Here is a 17143-nt window from a genome sequence, read left to right on the forward strand (position 1 = left end):
CATTTCGGTATTTTATAAAATATCCTGAAGTACACAAACGAGTTCCTTATAGTCATTAGGTTTACTGATGCAACGCACCTTATCAAACTGCTGCGTTAATTTTTGCATGATTTCTATAGTATGCGAAGAATATACAATAACGGGAATTTGCTCCAGGGCGGCGTCGTTTTTGAGCTGCTGTAAAAATTCAGGTCCGCTGATAACCGGCATATTCAGGTCCAGAAATATTAGTTCCGGCAGATTTTGCCCATTTTTCAGTTCTTCCATTGCGATTACGGGACTGGTAACAATACGGCAGATAACTTTTTCTTCTAAGGACTTAACTGCTTCAAACAATATCTCAGCATCGTCCAGATCATCATCGATCAGCAATATACTTTTATATAACATAAATCTTTGTAAAATGTACGGATGAACCTCCATACAGTTATTCGAATAAACGCACTTATGACGTTTCGTGGTTGTCTATTTGGAATAAGGCAAGGAAAAACCTGCACCATTTACAAAAAAATGGTACAGGTCTCCATCAAAATCAAACTTACTCTTGGATTTTCAATTTGAATTTATTTTTGATCTTCTTCACTTGCATCGAAGTTGATTGTATTGTAAGCTGCCTCGGTCAATAAGGTATCGGCTTCTTTTTCTTCGGCCAGCGTTTTTTCCAGCAACAATACAGCGTCATCTTCGCCTAATGTGGCAGCAAATGCAGCAAGAGTGCCATAAGTAGCAATTTCGTAGTGCTCTATTTTCTGTGATGCAGCGATAATACCGGCATCACGAACAGCCCCTGATTCTGTTTCTTCCATGATACTTTCTCCTTCTTTAATCAGACCTTCCATAGCATCGCATTTTTTGGCTGCTGCTTTTTCTCCAACTGATTTAAATACTTTTTCCAGTCTTAATACCTGTTCCTGTGTTACGGCAAGATGGTCGTTAATTGCTTTAATCAGGTTTTCAGAAGTCGCATTCTTAGCCATCTTCGGCAATGCTTTGGTTAATGCTTTTTCAGCCCAGTAGATATCTTTTAAGGAATCTACAAATAATTCTCTTAGTCCGTCCGCTGCGGAAGGTTTCGCTTTTACTGTTCCCTTAGGAGTTGCTTTTGCTGCTGTTGCAGTGGTACTTTTGCTTTTTGTTGCAGTTGTACTTTTACTTTTTGTAGCTGTTGTATTTTTAGTTGCAGTTTTCATAAATTTATTTTTTTAAGTTAAATCAAATCTACAAAATCACCGAAGTGATTATTTTACAGAATATCCCAATATTTTTACAGTATTCAAATATTAAACCTCTATAAATCAGCATATATTCAAAAAGGCTCTTACCGGCTATAAAAAATGGACACTGTTATTTTATTAAACCTGTCGGATGCAGCGAAAAAGCGCGGTTTTACTCCTCTTAAAAACAACGTAGTATTTCGTCTCAGGATTAGCATATGTATGTTCTGATTTTATATCTTTGTCCCTGCAAATCTTAACTTAATTACTACAAAACTGCGTATGAAGTGCTTTTTAATTGATGACGACGAAGATGACAGAGATATTTTCGCATTGGCCCTCCTAAAGGCAAATGCTGAAAGTAACTGTATTACAGCCACTAATGGAGAAGATGCTTTAGATCTTTTAAGAAAACAATCTGATTTTATTCCTGATTATATTTTCCTCGACCTTAATATGCCTTTGATGGATGGGCGTGCCTGTCTGTCTGAATTAAGGAAACAAGCCCGTTTAGATACTGTTCCGATTATCATTTTTACGACTTCTTCTTATTCAAAGGATATTGAAGATACGCTGAATCTTGGTGCCTCGCACTACCTTGTAAAACCAACGAGTCTTAATGAATTAGTGTCTATACTTACCTCCTTTTTTGAAGGTAAACTTTCCGGCTACCGACTGAGCTTGTAATTTTAACAGTTGTTTAATTTTAATAATTGCCTTATATTTACTTTTATATGGCAATCATGAATACTTTAAACAGTTCAGAAACAGAATATTACAATCACAACCAGCTCTTAGAGTCCTTGCCTACTGCAGTATATGCCTGCGATAGTAAGGGAATCATTACATTTTTCAACCAGGCTGCCACTCTACTCTGGGGACAACAGCCAGAGCGGGGTATTGCTATGTGGTGCGGCTCATGGAAAGTATACCGTCGTAATGGAACTCTTTTGACTATTGAGGAATATCCGATGACCCTTGCACTAAAAGAGGGGCGGGCTGTAAAGGGAGAAGAAATTGTGATTGAAAAACCCAATGGAGACCGCGTATATGTATTGCCACACTCAAATCCGATTTTTAACAGTGCGGGTGAAATAACAGGAGCTATTACGATGCTGGTCGATATATCCGACAAAAGTAAACACGAAAAACAACTCACGGACACCAAGGAAATCTACAAGGATTTGCTGGAGGAAAAAGTGATCGAAAGAACCTTAACTTTACAAAAAAGCGAGGACCGGTATCATAAAATGGTAGAGGAAGTTGAGGATTATGCCATACTACTGCTCGATCCTGACGGAAATGTTCAAAATTGGAATCTCGGGGCCCAAAAAATTAAGGGCTATACGGAAGAAGAAATTATCGGCAAAAACTTTAGTTTGTTTTACCTTATCGAAGACCGGGAACGACAGCTGCCGCAAACTCTTATACAGCGGGCTGCCAGTGAAGGCAAGGCCATGCATGAGGGATGGAGGCTCAAAAAGAATGGCGAAAAATTCTGGGGGTTTGTCGTTCTGACAGCCCTGCATGACGACGATAATAATATTATAGGTTTTTCAAAAGTAACAAGGGACCTGACCGAAAGAAAACAGCTTGAGGATCAGCTAAGGGAAAATGCGATCAATATCGAATTTCGAAATAAGCAACTGGAGGAATACGCGCACATTGCTTCGCATGACCTTCAGGAACCGTTACGTAAAATCCGAATTTTTGCTGAAATGCTTTCGCATAAAATTAAAGATGAGGATGCCCTGCGCGATATTAAAAAGATAGAATCATCTGCCACGCGAATGACCATGCTAATTAAGGACGTTCTCGCCTATTCTGAAATTGCCCAGGGCCACCAAATGTTTGTTCCAACGGATATGAATGAAATTCTGAAGAATGTCCAGGAAGATTGTGAGCTCTGGATCCTTGAAAAAAATATCTCTATAGTCCACGATGATCTTCCTGTAATAAACGCTGTGTCCATTCAGATGCACCAGCTTTTCTCCAATTTTATGACCAATGCCTTAAAATATTCGAACATTGGCGGTACCATATCGATATTGTGCAGTACCAGTTATACGGAAGAGGAAAAAAAACAGTTTCATCTGAAAGAGGGTACAACGTATCTAAAGCTAATTTTTCGCGATAACGGAATTGGCTTTGATGCAAAATACAGCGATCAGGTCTTTAAGCTTTTTCAACGATTAAATTCAACACAAAGCGGAACCGGGATCGGTCTGGCATTGTGCAAGAAAATTATTGAAAACCATTCCGGTTCCATAACTGTTCATAGTGAAGTTGGCGTCGGAACAGAATTTACAGTTTATCTTCCTTTCTCCTAAACCAAAAAAAAATGCTTGAAAACTTTCCTTTTTATGTCGGTATACTGATCGTTATTTTATTGCTGATTATGCTGGCTAATAAAATAAAAGTGGCTTATCCTGTTTTATTAGTTTTGGGAGGACTGGCGATCAGTTTTATTCCGGGTGTGCCCGTTATCAATATTGAGCCTGAGCTTATCTTTTTTATTTTCCTTCCTCCTTTATTGTATGAAGCGGCATGGACAATTTCATGGAAAGAGTTGTGGCGCTGGCGTCGCATCATAACCAGTTTTGCTTTTGTAGTCGTTTTTCTCTCGGCACTTTCGGTAGCATTAGTGGCTAATTATGTTATTCCGGGCTTTTCGCTGGCATTAGGTTTTTTACTGGGAGGAATTGTTTCGCCGCCGGATGCAGTCAGTGCCGGTGCTATTTTGAAATTTGTGAAGGTGCCCAAAACTATTTCCTCTATTTTAGAAGGAGAAAGTTTGCTGAATGATGCCTCTTCCTTAATTATCTTCCGATTTGCCATGATTGCCGTTGCAACGGAACAATTTATATTTTACAAAGCCGCAATGAGTTTCAGCTGGATGATTATTGGTGGTGTGGCCATTGGTTTACTCATCGGATGGCTGTTCATGAAAGCGCATAAATATCTGCCTACCGATGCCAATACAGATATTGTTTTATCATTGCTTACGCCTTATATCATCTATCTGGCCGCCGAAGAAGTGCATAGTTCCGGGGTTTTAGCCGTGGTCAGTGGTGGTTTGCTTTTAGCGAATAACAGGCATCGTTTCCTGAGCAGCAAATCCCGCCTGCAGGGCATAAATGTCTGGGGAAGCCTTTGTTTTATATTAAACGGTCTGGTGTTTATGCTCATCGGATTAGATTTACCACAAATTACCAGCGGCCTTGAAGAAGTGAGCCTTTTATCCGCTATTGGATATGGAGTACTGATTACATTTGTCCTGATCGTCAGCCGGATATTATCTTCTTACGGTGCAGTACTTGTGACGCTGATTGCCCGCAATTTTATCACTGTTGCCGATAGCCGAAATCCCGGTTTAAAAACGCCCTTTATACTGGGCTGGACCGGAATGCGCGGTGTTGTTTCGCTGGCAGCGGCCTTATCTATACCGGTTTACCTGAATAATGGTAATGGTTTTCCGCAGCGCAACCTGATTCTGTTTATTACTTTTATTGTTATTCTGCTGACGCTTTTAATTCAGGGACTGACACTGCCCTATTTTATCCGAAAAATTAACTTTACCACTTTCGACGATGCAGTACCGCGCGATGAAGCGTATCATCTCCTGCGAAAAGAACTAGCCGAACATGCTTCCGATTATTTAAGGACTACGTACAGCGATCAGCTCGAAAGTAATGCTTCCCTGCAACAGTTAATTCAAAAATGGGAACAGCATACTAACGGAGTCGATGATGAATCTATCGGACAGGAACTTAAAGTCATTTACCTTGATTTATTAAACCACCAAAGACAATGGTTAATTACTAAAAACAAAGAAGATCAGTCTTTAGACGAATCGGTCATCAGAAGGCAAATGCATTATCTGGATATTGAAGAAGAGAAATTGCGTTATATTTAAATCTTATAAAAAAAGCTGCTTAAAAAAGCAGCTTTTAAATAAGTAATTAAAACGTTAAGAGATGGCAATCAGCTTTGGTTCTTTTTGTTTTGCCTGCTCCAGCTTAGGAATCGACAATACTAAAATTCCGTTTTCATAACGAGCATTTATATTATCCTCGTCCACTACATTTTTAGGCAGTACAAAACTTCGCTGGAAGGATTGATAGCTAAATTCCCTGCGGGTAAAATTTTCCTGTTGCGTATTCACTTCGTTTTCTTTCACGGAAGAAATAAGCAGCTGTCCGTTTTCCAGGGTAACCTTAAAGTCTTCCCTGTTCATACCCGGTGCTGCAACTTCCACTTCATAGCGCTCCGGCGTTTCCTTGATGTTCACTGATGGCAGCGTGGTTCTTGTTGTTGAAAAATTGCTGTTTTCCCAATTGAAAAGATCTTGGCCAAAAACATCATCAAAAAATACTCTGGGTAAAGCCGGTAAGCGGCTTCCGTTTCTTTTAATAAGATTCATAACTTTAATTTTTAAAATTGTTATACCATAAATTTTAGAACTTGCACCTGTTGTGCAGTCATAGAAAAACAAAATAAATGCCAAACGCTTTATATCGCATTTTTATGACAATTTTTCATTTTGAGTCTGAAAAATTGTCATTTTTATGTCTACTAAGCCGCTTATTTGTTAAAGCAAAAATCCCCAATATTGAAAGTAAACTCCCAGAATAACCAAAGAAAACAATATTGTCGACAGAACGGCTGCATTTGAAATGGATTTAATTTTAAGAGCAAAATAAAGTATGGAAATGATCGTAAATACAATAAAAGACCACTGTACAATAAACAGGTAATCAAACTGGCTGCGGATTCCGAAGGCCAGTATATAAAAATTGTCTTTTGCGGTATCATTGACCGCCAGTACAAATCCTATCATAGTAAACAGTCCCGATAAGGCAGTAATTACAATTAAAACCCTGATCCATTTATTGGCTTTGGTCGCGATTTCTTTTTTGATGAAGAGGTACAGCAATCCAAAAACAGCCACCAGTAAAATGAGAAAGGCAATAAGCAAGGGTGCAAAAAATAAAAGGTTAAAGCCATTCAGGCTATTGGCAAAATTTGAAACCCCTCCGTTCAATTTTACATCTGTTATAAAATTTACTTTGTTAAGGGACTGGAATCCGTTTACATCCGGTTTTTTATTCGGATTGCTTACAAAACCGGCTATAATTTCACCCCCGATTTTAGAAAAGCCCGGCGCATGCCCGTAAACAGGGGCATTTACTAAAAATCCATTTTTAAACCGCCCGACCGTTACCTTTCCGTTTGAAGCCGGAGTAATGGGATCAAATGCTCCCGCAAGCACCAAAACAGGAGCTGTCAGGTCAGACAGGTTCGACAAATCATTTTTGGTACCGGGCGCACCTGCTGCCCCTAAATTCCATTTGTCACAGACTAAAAAATCTGATTTATAAAAGGAGAGCCCGCCTTTTAATTTTTTATACTTATCTGAATTTGCATTAAACGCTGCCATCGAATTAAACGGAACAGTTTCCTTACAGCTCACACAATAGTACTGTCCGTAGTCCAATCCAAGGGCACCTGAAAAAGACGCGACCAGTGCACTTAAAGTGTTTTTATTGCCGCTGTTAAATTCGGTAATCAGCAAGGGCAGTACTTCGATTAATTTCCTTTGATACAGGGATTGCTGGATGGCAATTTTAAAATCTTCCACATTATAGGTAAATTCACCACTGGGAATGACCTTCTCATCTACTTTAACGGTGATGGGTTGTTTTTCTAATTTTTCTATAGTCTCATAATAAACGTTTTCCAGATCAGGAAACTGTTTATTGCAATTTGGGTCATCTTTACACGCACTAAAGACTTTTTCAAGGCTATTGATGTAATTTGTCGTATTCTGGTTATAGTAGCCGGAAATATCCGAAATTGAAGAATCCAGAATCAGGGACTGAATGTCCTCAGGGAAATCATTTTCATAGACCTGGGCCGTATAGGTTCCGTACGAAACAGCGTAAGTGTTCCATTTGGAGTACCCCAAAGCCTTTTTTAAAGCATTCAGGTCTTTGGCTATTGCTTTGCTGTTGTAGGCATTTATGTCGATATCCCTGTTTAACAGGTCCTGCCTGCAGGCCATTGCTGCAATCGTTTTTTGCTGTTCATCCTGAGTGGCATTTTGGTTTTTGGCCAGTATTTCCAGGAACTTCTTTCCGAGGTCGGGGCAAAATTTAGGAAGCGAAAAACCCGTGCCCCTTACATCTGCAAAAATGATGGTACTGTTATTTCGTAGCGGATTTTTAAGCCAGCCCCATATTCCTTTAATCCCTCCGGCACCTGGCCCTCCTTCAATATAAAGAACAGGATGATCGTCTTTTTTTGCTGAGGTGCTTTTTAGAATAGCCACGGCTATCCTGATTTTTTTACCCTGAGGCTGGTCCCAATTTTCAGGAACTGTCAGGTATCCCCACTCAATATTCTCGTTATTGATAGCTGCTGCTTCGGGGAAAAAAGTGGTTGTTTTTTCGTATTTAAAAACATCTGTTTGGGAAAACAAACAAACGGGCAACAGACCAAGCAGTGAAAATAATAGTAATAGGTTTTTCATTTTTGTTTTTTTAGTTAATTATTGCTTACGACAGGTGTTTCAACACAACATCCTTAATCGTTGTTTTTAATGAAAGGGCACATTGGTACTTTTTATCTATGTTTATTTCTTTCAGATAAAATTTTTCGCCTTGGATTATTGTGCTGTAGTCAGTGATTTCAAAGGATTGCAGCGGAATTGTTAATCCGTGGCCATGTGCTTTTATAACAGCTTCTTTCTGTGTCCAGTACTCAAAAAAGGCATTTTTTGTATTCGTGGAAGTGCTAATTCTTTCCCATTCATTTTCGGTCATCTGGAACTTAAAGTCATCGATTAGGATATCGCTTATGATTTCTATGTCAATTCCTATTTCACCCTCATCACTTAAGGCACAAACCACAATTTCTCCGGAATGTGAGATGTTAAACTGCACGGGATGATCTTCAAAATAGGGCTTATGATAACTGGTGTATTTCAGCTCTTTGTCAGCGGGGCCTAAAAATCCGGCTTCTTTCAGGCCCGTGAACAGCAATATCCGTCCCAGAACTGATGCCTGGGCATCCTGCCACCTCCGAAACCGGCTGATCTTAGCCTGATAGTTTTCCGGAAAATCCGGCAGATGGTTTCTTAACAGGCTTTCGTGATTTCCTTCCGACAAATACGAATAATAGATATTAATCAAAGCTGTAGCGGGTATTAGAAATTAAAATCAAAATCAGGTACCGTACTTTTCTCCAGTTCCATTTTAGTATCGATTGAATCCAGTCTGGCTGCCGGATTTTTAACTATTTCATTGAAGAGAATTGTGTACGTAACAGCAATCATCTGAATGGTATCCCTGTCATATAAATCACAATTGTAGTCTATGATTCCTTTCAGCCTGTTGTCGCTCTCATATAAATTAAACACCAGCGGCATTCTGCTGTACGTGCTTTCGACAGGATAAGAAGTCAGTTTTAAATCGCCTAATGCATTGATATTTTCAAAGGAAAACTCCGGATTCTGATACACCAGCATGGTGTCAAAAACAGATTGGGGTATTTTATCAAAGGGAACGTTCTGATAGTCATTAATCGCCAATATATTACTTTGCGTTTGCTTCAATACGTCCAGAAAGGTCTGGTCCTGCTCCAGTTGTGTCCTTACAATAAGGGTTTTCACAAACATTCCGATTTGGTTGTGGAGTTCCGGAAGAGTTCTGCCTGAGTTGGCGGTGGCGATACAAATGTCAGTATGATCCGAAAATTTCCAGATCAGCACATTCAATGCTGCTGCCAAAACGGTATAAAAAGTAACCTGCTCGTCAAGGGCCAGTTTCTTTAAAGCCGAAGTAGTGTCTGTGGTCAGTTCAAACTCATATTTGCTTCCTCCCTGCCCGTTCTGCTTATTGTCAAAATCCCTTTCAAATGAAGCTACAGGCTGATAATCCTGAAGGTATTTTTTCCAGAATATTTCATTTTTTTCAGCAATATCTTCCGCTGTTTTAATAAACCATTCCGAATAATCTTTAAACTGAAATTGTACATCGTTTTCTTTTGTTGTTTTCGAAGAACTGCCCTCCTTATAATTTTCAATAAATTCAGTAATGAAAATTTCCAGCGATAAACCATCCATTATAAGGTGATGCGTGCAAAAAAGCAATACCGATTTATTTTCCCCTGTCTGAAGTAGCTGTACTCGTAGCAGCAGGTCTTTTTCTAAATCAAATGTTTTGGCATTAAATTCATTTATGATTTCAGCTGCTTTTTCCGTTGTTGTTTGAGCAGTAGAAAGGGTAAATTTTACGTCTTCGAACGCCTTAATTTTTTGATGCGGCACTCCGTTTATTTCAATAAAATTGGTTCTCAGGATTTCATGCTTTTGAATGATTTTGCGCAGGGCAGCTGAAATCTTGTCCAAATTCACAATTCCCTCGACACTGTAAGCGGCAAACATATTGTAGGCTGCTGCCGTGTTTTCCTGCTGGGAGGCCAGCCAGATATTGTACTGAGGCGGGGTTACCGCATAAAAAGGTTTAGATTCTGATTTTGGCAGTGCGACCACTGAATTGGGAACGAGTTTTTGTAAATGATGCGCCAGCAATTCGATTGTTGGATAGTCGAAAATAGTTTTCAGGGAAATCGTCAGGGAAAGTTCCGCGGCTACTAATCCAATCAGTTTAACTGCGTTGAGGGAATGTCCGCCTAAGGCAAAAAAGTTATCCTTTACACTTATCGGTGCTGCGCTGTTTAATACTTGTTTCCAGTATCCGGCTAGTTTTTCTTCTAAGACCGAAACGGGAGCTTTAAAATCATCATAATTGGTTTCCTGCAGAATGGCTCTTTGTGACAAAGATTTTCGGTCTATTTTCTGGTTGGGCGTAAGCGGAAATTCTTCCAGAGGAATAATCACGTTAGGAACCATATAATACGGAAGGTTTATTTTTAATGTGGTATGAATTTTTTCTACCTCCGTTTCTTCGGTTTTTAAAAAGTAAGCGACTAAAAAAGCTTCCTGCTGTTCTCCTTTTTTAGCGATTACAACCGAATTCCGAACCCCTTCTATCTGATTCAATTGCGACTCAATATCCCCGAGTTCAATTCTGTACCCTCTGATTTTAACCTGATTGTCATTTCTGCCTAAAAATGTGATCTCTCCGTTGTCATTCCATTTTCCGACATCTCCGGTTTCGTAGAGCAAACTGGTGCTGTCAAACGGGTTTGCAATGAATTTTTGTCTGGTCAATTCTTCATTTTTATAATATCCTTTCGCCAGTCCGTCGCCTGCTATGTAAATGGCACCGGGCGTTCCGACAGGTTTAGGGCTTAAGAATTCATCCAGGATATAAAACTGCGTATTGTTTATGGGTTTTCCAATGTTTGATGCCTCTTTAAAATGACTGATTTTTTTGATGCTGGACCAGATCGTCGTTTCTGTCGGCCCGTACATATTCCACAACTCTGAAGTGCTGCTGATTAGTTTTTCTGCCAGTGCTTCACTTAATAAATCGCCTCCGCATAGTACTTTCAATCGCTCGCCGCCCTGCCATCCGGCATGGAACAGCATCTGGTAAAAACTTGGTGTCGCCTGAATGATTGTCGGTTGTATTTCCTTTATTTTTTCGATAATCAGATTCGGATCGGACAAAACATTCTGATTCGCCACATATAAAGCAGCTCCCGATATCAGGGGCACGAAAAACTCTAATATTGAAATATCAAAGGAATAGGTCGTTACCGAAAAGAAAGTATCATGTAATCCAACACCCGGTTTTTGCTGTATGCTGATTAAAAAATTAAGCAATGCTTTATGCCCAATGTCTACTCCTTTTGGATTTCCTGTCGAACCTGAGGTGTAGATGATGTAGGCCGTATCTTCAGGCGAAACTGCTTTTCCGGGAGTCCCGTTGAAGATCTCGATTCCGTCCAAAATGTTTTCTAAGGCTATGACACGTACATCAGCAGCTGTATTGAGCCTATAGTCTTTTTCATTTATCAGTATTTTGCTCTGACTGTTGCCAATGATATAATTGAGCCTGTCTTCGGGAAAAGCGGGATCTAGCGGAATATACGACCTTCCTGATTTTAATATCCCCAGCAAAACAACCACCATATTGGCCGATCGTTCCAATAAAACGGCAATTGGCGATTTGTCTTTTTTCCCATAGGTGGTAATAAGATATTGCGCGATCTGGTTCGATAATTTATGCAGTTCGGCATAGGAGTACGATCTGTACTCGTCTTTTAAAGCTTCTTTACCGGGGAAATTTTCTACCTGTTGCTGAAATAAGTCCAGAAAGGTGATATCTTTCTGATACGCTGTTTTTGTTGCATTGAATGTTTGTAAAACCTGATTTCTTTCGTCATTCGTTACATAGTCCAGTTCTTTTAACTTTTTGCCGGGCTGGACCAAAATGTGCTGCAGCAGGTTTTCAAAATGATGCACCACTTGTGTGATCCGGGACTCATTAAAATAGTTCAGATTGTAATCGAAATCAATTTTCACGTCTTCCAGTTCATCAAATTCGCGGATATAAATCGCCAGTGCTACGCGCTCTGACTGGTGCGTAAGCGGAATCACACGGGTCTGGGTGTTCGTAAAATCCGTAGCATAATTTTGCTTTTCGTAAGACAGCGTAATATTGAATATTTTTTCTTTTTCCGTAAAAACCTGAAGTTCCTGTATGAGTTTGCCTAACGGAAAACGCTGGTGACGGTAATCGTTCCTCAATTGATTTTTGATCTGCGTGATTAATTCTTCGAAAGTAGTCTCGAAATCCAGTGCCATTCGCAAAGGCGAGATGCCCATAAAAAGACCTACTGTTTTCTTGTATTTCGCTTTGCTTCTGTTTAAAACCGGCAGCCCTATGGCAAAGTCATTATTTTGGTGTTTTCTTCCGAAATAGGTATACAAAACGGCTAAAATGACATGAAAGGAAGAGCATTTATTTTCTGCCGCCAGTTCGTTTAACTGATTGTACATGTTTCTTTTAATAACCAGCTCTTTACGGCTGCTTTTATTTTCTGGTCCATCAGCTAAAAATTCTTTTTCCAGCAGCGCTTCCGGCAGTACTTTAAATTTCTCCACCCAATACTTTTTATCTTCCAAAAAAGCTTCGGCATTTTGATACTCATAATCATCTTCCATAAAATCCTTATAGCTGAAAGGATAGGTAGTTATAACATCTCCGGATTCATAGATTTCATTATAATTCTGTACCAGTCTCTGAAACATTAAGGACGTGCCCCAGCCATCGGTAATGATGTGGTGGTACACCGAAAACAGGTAATGGAAATCTTCTTTCACCTTAACCAGCGTAAAAACATGCAGGAGATTTTCATCGAATAAATCAAAAGGCTTCATAAACTCTTTTTGCATATAATCGGCCGCTGCTGATTCGGCATTCACGCGATCGGAGAAATCTGCAAACCCCAATTGTGACTGATGTTCTTCCAGCACTCTGATTGCTATCTCTTCCCCGTCTTTTACCAGTATGCTTCTGTACGTATCGTGCTGATCAATAAGCGCGGTATAGGCTTTTCTGAAAGCGTCTGTATTTAGTACTCCTTTAATTTCGATTTTGGCCCCAATGTTATAAATAGGATCATTGGGAAACAATAATTGTTCGAAATAAACATCTTGTTGTGGAAGCGTCAGTTTCATGAAAAATGTGGTATTTAATAGTCTGTAGTATAAAAATGCGATCTGTGAAATGGCAGCATTTGCCCCATTTATCTTCTAGCGCTGCACTTCATCATGCCATAAGTTTTCTGTGTGCAGGGCTTCGTCTTTTACGTTGAAGTCTTTTACAATTTCTCCGTAATCAAATTTTAAGATTCGGTCTGCATATTTGAAATAAGCATCGTCATGCGTTACGGCGATAATGGTTTTGCCTTCCTGTTTTAACTTCGGCAGTAAGTTTTCGTAGAAATATTTCCTGAAATGCGGATCCTGATCGGCGGCCCATTCGTCTAATACGAGAATTGGCTTATCTTCCAGCAGTGCAAAAATCAGGGACATTCTTTTGCCCTGCCCTTTAGAAAATGGACGTCTTGCAGATTCTTCCTTGTCATCGGCAATCACTTTGTCGAGTTCCATTATTCGCAGCAGCTCCCTGTATTCCCTGTTATTCTCTAAGGCATAGGGATCGTAATTATGGGAATAGATATGATTGTCGGTAAAAACTGCTGAGATCAGGTTTTGTGTGGTTGTTTTTCCGGTACTGTTTTGTTGGTTGTTTACGATTATTTCTCCTTCCGTAGGCTGATACAAACCGGTCAGGATGTTGATAAAAGTACTTTTACCGCTGCCGTTTCCGCCAATGATGAAGATCATTTCCCCTTTTGCTATGGAAAGGTTTACAGGCCCTAAGGCAAATGTTTTTTCGGCAGCATTATTTTCATAGGCAAAATGAATCTGATCAAATCGTAACGAAGTGAAAGCTTCCGTGTCTGCCGTTTTAAGGGTTACGGCTGCTTCTGTACTGTCAAAATCCTTTAGGAAATTTTTTATCCTGTTGTTGGCTACGGTAAGTCTGGTATAAACATTCTGCATATTAATCAGGTTGTTGATAGGCCCTGAAACAAATAGCAGAATCACCACATACGAGATCACATCTTCTCTTTTTAATATTCCAATCTCAGGCAATAAAAACAGGATGGCTCCAATCACCAGGTACAGCCCGTACTGACTTATTAAATTGATGGATAAAAAAACGTAGTTGATATTAAAGTCCAGTACTTTGGCATTTTCCCTGTTGGGTGACAAGTGTTCCTTCATTAGTTTTTCCCGTCTGCCGGTACTAAGCTTAAAGCCTTTAAAGCCCTTTATGACATCGTCTACATATTTATAATAATGCTCGTTGTATTTTCTAAGAGTTGCCACTTTTTGCGACATCGTACTGATTACCAGAAAATAGGTTACGGCAATCAGGATGATTAAACCCACCACCACCAAAGCCGCCGAAACAGATAATGTAAACAGGTAAATCATGCAAAGCAGTAACATCAGCAATGAATTCATCGTATGGGTGACCACTTCGGGAAAAGTTGCGAAGATCCTTAAATCTTCTATGGCTGTATAAAAGCGCTGCGAACCCAGTTTTTCGAGGGTGATTAACGGGGCTTTTAATATTTTATCGAATATCTTTTTCTCGTTTTCATACAGTACTTCAAAAGAGTATTTATTGATTTTTTTCTGAAAGATGATATTCAGCAGATAGGTGTATACGACTGTGGAGACAAACACAATACCCATATAATCTGTTAAGAAATCTGTTTTTCCGGATATCACATTATTAATGATATAAACGATTCCAAAGCTCAGAATCGTGTTGGGTATTGCATAAAGCAAAAGATAAACAACATAGGAAAACTTTAATTTAAACATAATAGTTTGTATTTGAATGGATTATTTGTTTTTGCATGAGAGTTGTAAAAGATGGGCCAGTGCAGCAGCGTTGTTGTGAATAAAAAAATGATTGCCGTTCCATATTTCAGATGTGAACGTATGGCTGGTGAAATTTTTCCAGTTTTCGATCCGGTCACAGGTTTCTTCCCCGGCACCCATTACCGCATAGATCGGGATGTTTACTTTTAATCCCTTTTCGGAAAAAAAGTCTTTTTCCAGACATTCAAAATCGGCTCTTATGATGGGCAGAAAATAATCGAACAGGTCTTTGTTTTCGGTTATAGCCGTGGAGATTCCGCCCAGCCTCAGCAGTTCTTTTTTGAAATTAAAATCATCTAGTTCATGGTACAGGAAATCTTTGCTATTTTTGATTCCCGGCCCCGGATTTCCGGAAACAATAAGTGCTTTCGGACGGTCTCCGCTCCTTTCCATTTTTGCCGCTACGGAAAGCCCCAAAGTCGCTCCCATGCTGTGGCCGTAAATCATATAGGGTTCTCCGTTTCTTAAGGATTGAATCTGGCGGCAATAATCTTCAATAGCCTGATCTTTATTCGTCACCAGGTTTTCTCTGTGTCTTTTACCTCTTCCCGGTAATTCGAGAGGAATGAAATCGGAATTTTTAATCTCTTTTCTGAGAAATTCAAATGAATAAACATTTCCTCCGGCAAAGTGTAATAAAAAAAGCTGCATATTTTTTCGTTTTTATCTGGAATGATCGGTTGCATTTTCGGCTATTCGTTCTGCGTAATTTAATTTCCTGTTTCCAAATTTATAGGTGGCCGAAATCCTAAAGGCTCTTGGATCCTGGTAATTCCTGAAGGTCTGCCTGACATTGTCTACTGTTGATACTTTGTATTCATTCATTGATTTCAGCATATCGGTCACATTCACTTCGATGATGAACGCTTTTTCGAGCAATAAAAATTTCATTCCGAAATCCAGTGCGCCTTGTTTGCTGATCAGGGCTTCCTGATTGATGTTTTTAGAACGGTACCAAAAACTCAGGTTCGCGGAAATGTTTTTCTCCGGATCGAAATACACCTGATTGCTGACCGTACCGTACCAGCCCCAGACATCCAGATCTTCTATGCCCGATACCAATGACTTATTCAGCTTGTAGAATCCCTGTAACTGGAAATTCGTTTCAACAGCATTCGTATATTTTAAGACTCCGCTGGCAGCCACCTGAAACGTATTTAAATCCATATAGCTGACTACCTGATGTTCTACGACATGGTCGGCGGTATAATTGGGTAAAGACCAGAAATTGTCTTTTGTTTTCGAATAGGAAAAACCTAAGTCATATTGGGATTTGTACGCATAGACCAGATTGAAATTGCTGGTCAGCGACGGCTTTAAAAACGGATTTCCCAAATACGTCTCATACGCATTATAAATGCCCAGGGACGGGTTTATAAACCGGTATAATGGCCTGTTGTAATACTGCGAAAAGGCAAAACTTAATTTGTTTGTCTCATCAAAATTGTAGCTTGCACTGGCTGACGGAAACAGCTTTATATAGTTATCGTCCAGCTCTTTTTTAGAATTAACGTCATTAACATCACCGTTTATTAAGGTGTTTTCGAGTTTAAACCCCAGCTGAAGATCCAGTTTTCCAAATTTCTTTTTGAAATCTGAAAATACAATTTGTCTGTTTTCAATATAGGTACAAGTGGGCGACAACGCTAAATTCTGCACATAATCCGCATCGTACTTCCTGAAATTCCTGATGATATAATCGGATTCAATATAAATCCATTTGCCCCCAACGGTAAGATCAAAAAGCCTGGTCGGGACATGATACAAGCCATTCAGGGTATAGATATTCAAGTCTGTGCGGCCGTCATGATAAACGGTATAGTTGCGATTGGGCACTGCGGCACCATTTACATCATAATCCTGACCATAGGTATTTTGGTTGTAGTCCCAAGGTCTTTGGAGCCAGTCTGCTTCGATAGTTAAAAATTCATTTTCATTAAAATCATGTCGTAACAGCGCATTCAGCGAATTTCTTTTCAGATTCGAGATTAATTTCTTGGTGCCTGTATAATAACGGTCTAAAACATCCGAAGTGTTATAGATATCGATATTGGTTTTGGTATCTAATATATTCTCGTAGGTATCATTCATGGAAGAGACATTTATTTTTGTCTTTTTTGAAATCTGGTACTGCACATCTATAAAAGTCACAAAACTGTTAAAGTCATAATCGGTTGTTCCGGAACCAATAAATGACGCATCGGAAAAAAAAGTACTGACATCATTTTCCCGAAAAAATTTCTCCCGCCCGTAACTGATACTCGAGTTGACTTTCCATCTTCCGCGATTGTAGACCAGATTGATGCTGTTGTTGAAACTGGGAAACTTATGCTGTTTGTAAACGGACTTTACGGCACCTCCAAAATACTCCCCCAAATCTTCTGTGGAATTGGGTTCTTTCAGAGCAGTGCCAGTCTGTGAAAAGCCGAAAAACGGAAGGAACAGCAAGCAAAATAATATATATTTCATGTACAATTTGTATTTTTTATTG

General features: G+C 39.5%; 12 protein-coding genes. 3 read left to right on the forward strand and 9 right to left on the reverse strand.

Annotated elements, in window-relative coordinates; all coding sequences use genetic code 11:
- Positions 1-12: 12 nt before the first annotated feature.
- Together D0817_RS15095 and D0817_RS15100 are read right to left on the reverse strand one after the other, a co-directional pair.
- The gene (locus D0817_RS15095; protein ID WP_161568439.1) at positions 13-390 is read right to left on the reverse strand and encodes a response regulator; all 378 of its coding nucleotides are present in this window, start codon (positions 388-390) and stop codon (positions 13-15) included.
- 173 nt (positions 391-563) lie between these two features.
- The gene (locus D0817_RS15100) at positions 564-1190 is read right to left on the reverse strand and encodes a YciE/YciF ferroxidase family protein (protein WP_127339215.1); all 627 of its coding nucleotides are present in this window, start codon (positions 1188-1190) and stop codon (positions 564-566) included.
- Positions 1191-1496: 306 nt separating this feature from the next.
- Between D0817_RS15100 and D0817_RS15105 the strand changes: the two genes are divergently transcribed.
- Genes D0817_RS15105 through D0817_RS15115 form a run of 3 tightly spaced genes read left to right on the forward strand, consistent with a single transcriptional unit; the run spans position 1497 to position 5130 of the window.
- The gene (locus D0817_RS15105) at positions 1497-1901 is read left to right on the forward strand and encodes a response regulator (protein ID WP_127339216.1); all 405 of its coding nucleotides are present in this window, start codon (positions 1497-1499) and stop codon (positions 1899-1901) included.
- Between the two features lie 56 nt (positions 1902-1957).
- Positions 1958-3544 (forward strand): PAS domain S-box protein, encoded by a 1587-nt coding sequence (locus D0817_RS15110; RefSeq protein ID WP_238160886.1) that lies wholly within the window; start codon positions 1958-1960, stop codon positions 3542-3544.
- Positions 3545-3555: 11 nt separating this feature from the next.
- A complete protein-coding gene (locus D0817_RS15115; RefSeq protein ID WP_127339218.1) occupies positions 3556-5130 on the forward strand; it encodes a Na+/H+ antiporter in 1575 nt (524 codons plus the stop codon).
- A 54-nt stretch (positions 5131-5184) separates the two neighbouring features.
- Here D0817_RS15115 and D0817_RS15120 read toward each other — a convergent pair whose 3' ends face one another.
- The 7 genes from D0817_RS15120 to D0817_RS15150 form a co-directional block, all read right to left on the reverse strand.
- Entirely contained in the window at positions 5185-5637 is a 453-nt protein-coding gene (locus tag D0817_RS15120) for an Hsp20/alpha crystallin family protein (RefSeq protein ID WP_127339219.1), read from the reverse strand.
- Positions 5638-5805: 168 nt separating this feature from the next.
- A complete protein-coding gene (locus D0817_RS15125; RefSeq protein ID WP_127339220.1) occupies positions 5806-7746 on the reverse strand; it encodes an alpha/beta fold hydrolase in 1941 nt (646 codons plus the stop codon).
- Positions 7747-7771: 25 nt separating this feature from the next.
- Positions 7772-8407: a 4'-phosphopantetheinyl transferase family protein gene (locus D0817_RS15130; protein ID WP_127339221.1), complete on the reverse strand. Its 636-nt coding sequence runs from the start codon at positions 8405-8407 to the stop codon at positions 7772-7774.
- Between the two features lie 14 nt (positions 8408-8421).
- Positions 8422-12867 carry a non-ribosomal peptide synthetase gene (locus tag D0817_RS15135; protein WP_127339222.1) on the reverse strand — a complete coding sequence of 1482 codons (4446 nt, stop codon included), beginning with the start codon at positions 12865-12867 and terminating at the stop codon, positions 8422-8424.
- A 75-nt stretch (positions 12868-12942) separates the two neighbouring features.
- A complete protein-coding gene (locus tag D0817_RS15140) occupies positions 12943-14592 on the reverse strand; it encodes a cyclic peptide export ABC transporter (RefSeq protein ID WP_127339223.1) in 1650 nt (549 codons plus the stop codon).
- Positions 14593-14613: 21 nt separating this feature from the next.
- Positions 14614-15303, reverse strand: a complete 690-nt coding sequence (locus D0817_RS15145) for a thioesterase II family protein (protein WP_127339224.1) — start codon at positions 15301-15303, stop codon at positions 14614-14616.
- A 12-nt stretch (positions 15304-15315) separates the two neighbouring features.
- Complete coding sequence (locus tag D0817_RS15150; RefSeq protein ID WP_127339225.1) at positions 15316-17121, reverse strand: outer membrane beta-barrel family protein; 1806 nt, start codon at positions 17119-17121, stop codon at positions 15316-15318.
- Positions 17122-17143: the final 22 nt, after the last annotated feature.

The organism is Flavobacterium cupreum, from assembly GCF_003996965.1.
Taxonomy (GTDB): Bacteria; Bacteroidota; Bacteroidia; order Flavobacteriales; family Flavobacteriaceae; genus Flavobacterium; species Flavobacterium cupreum.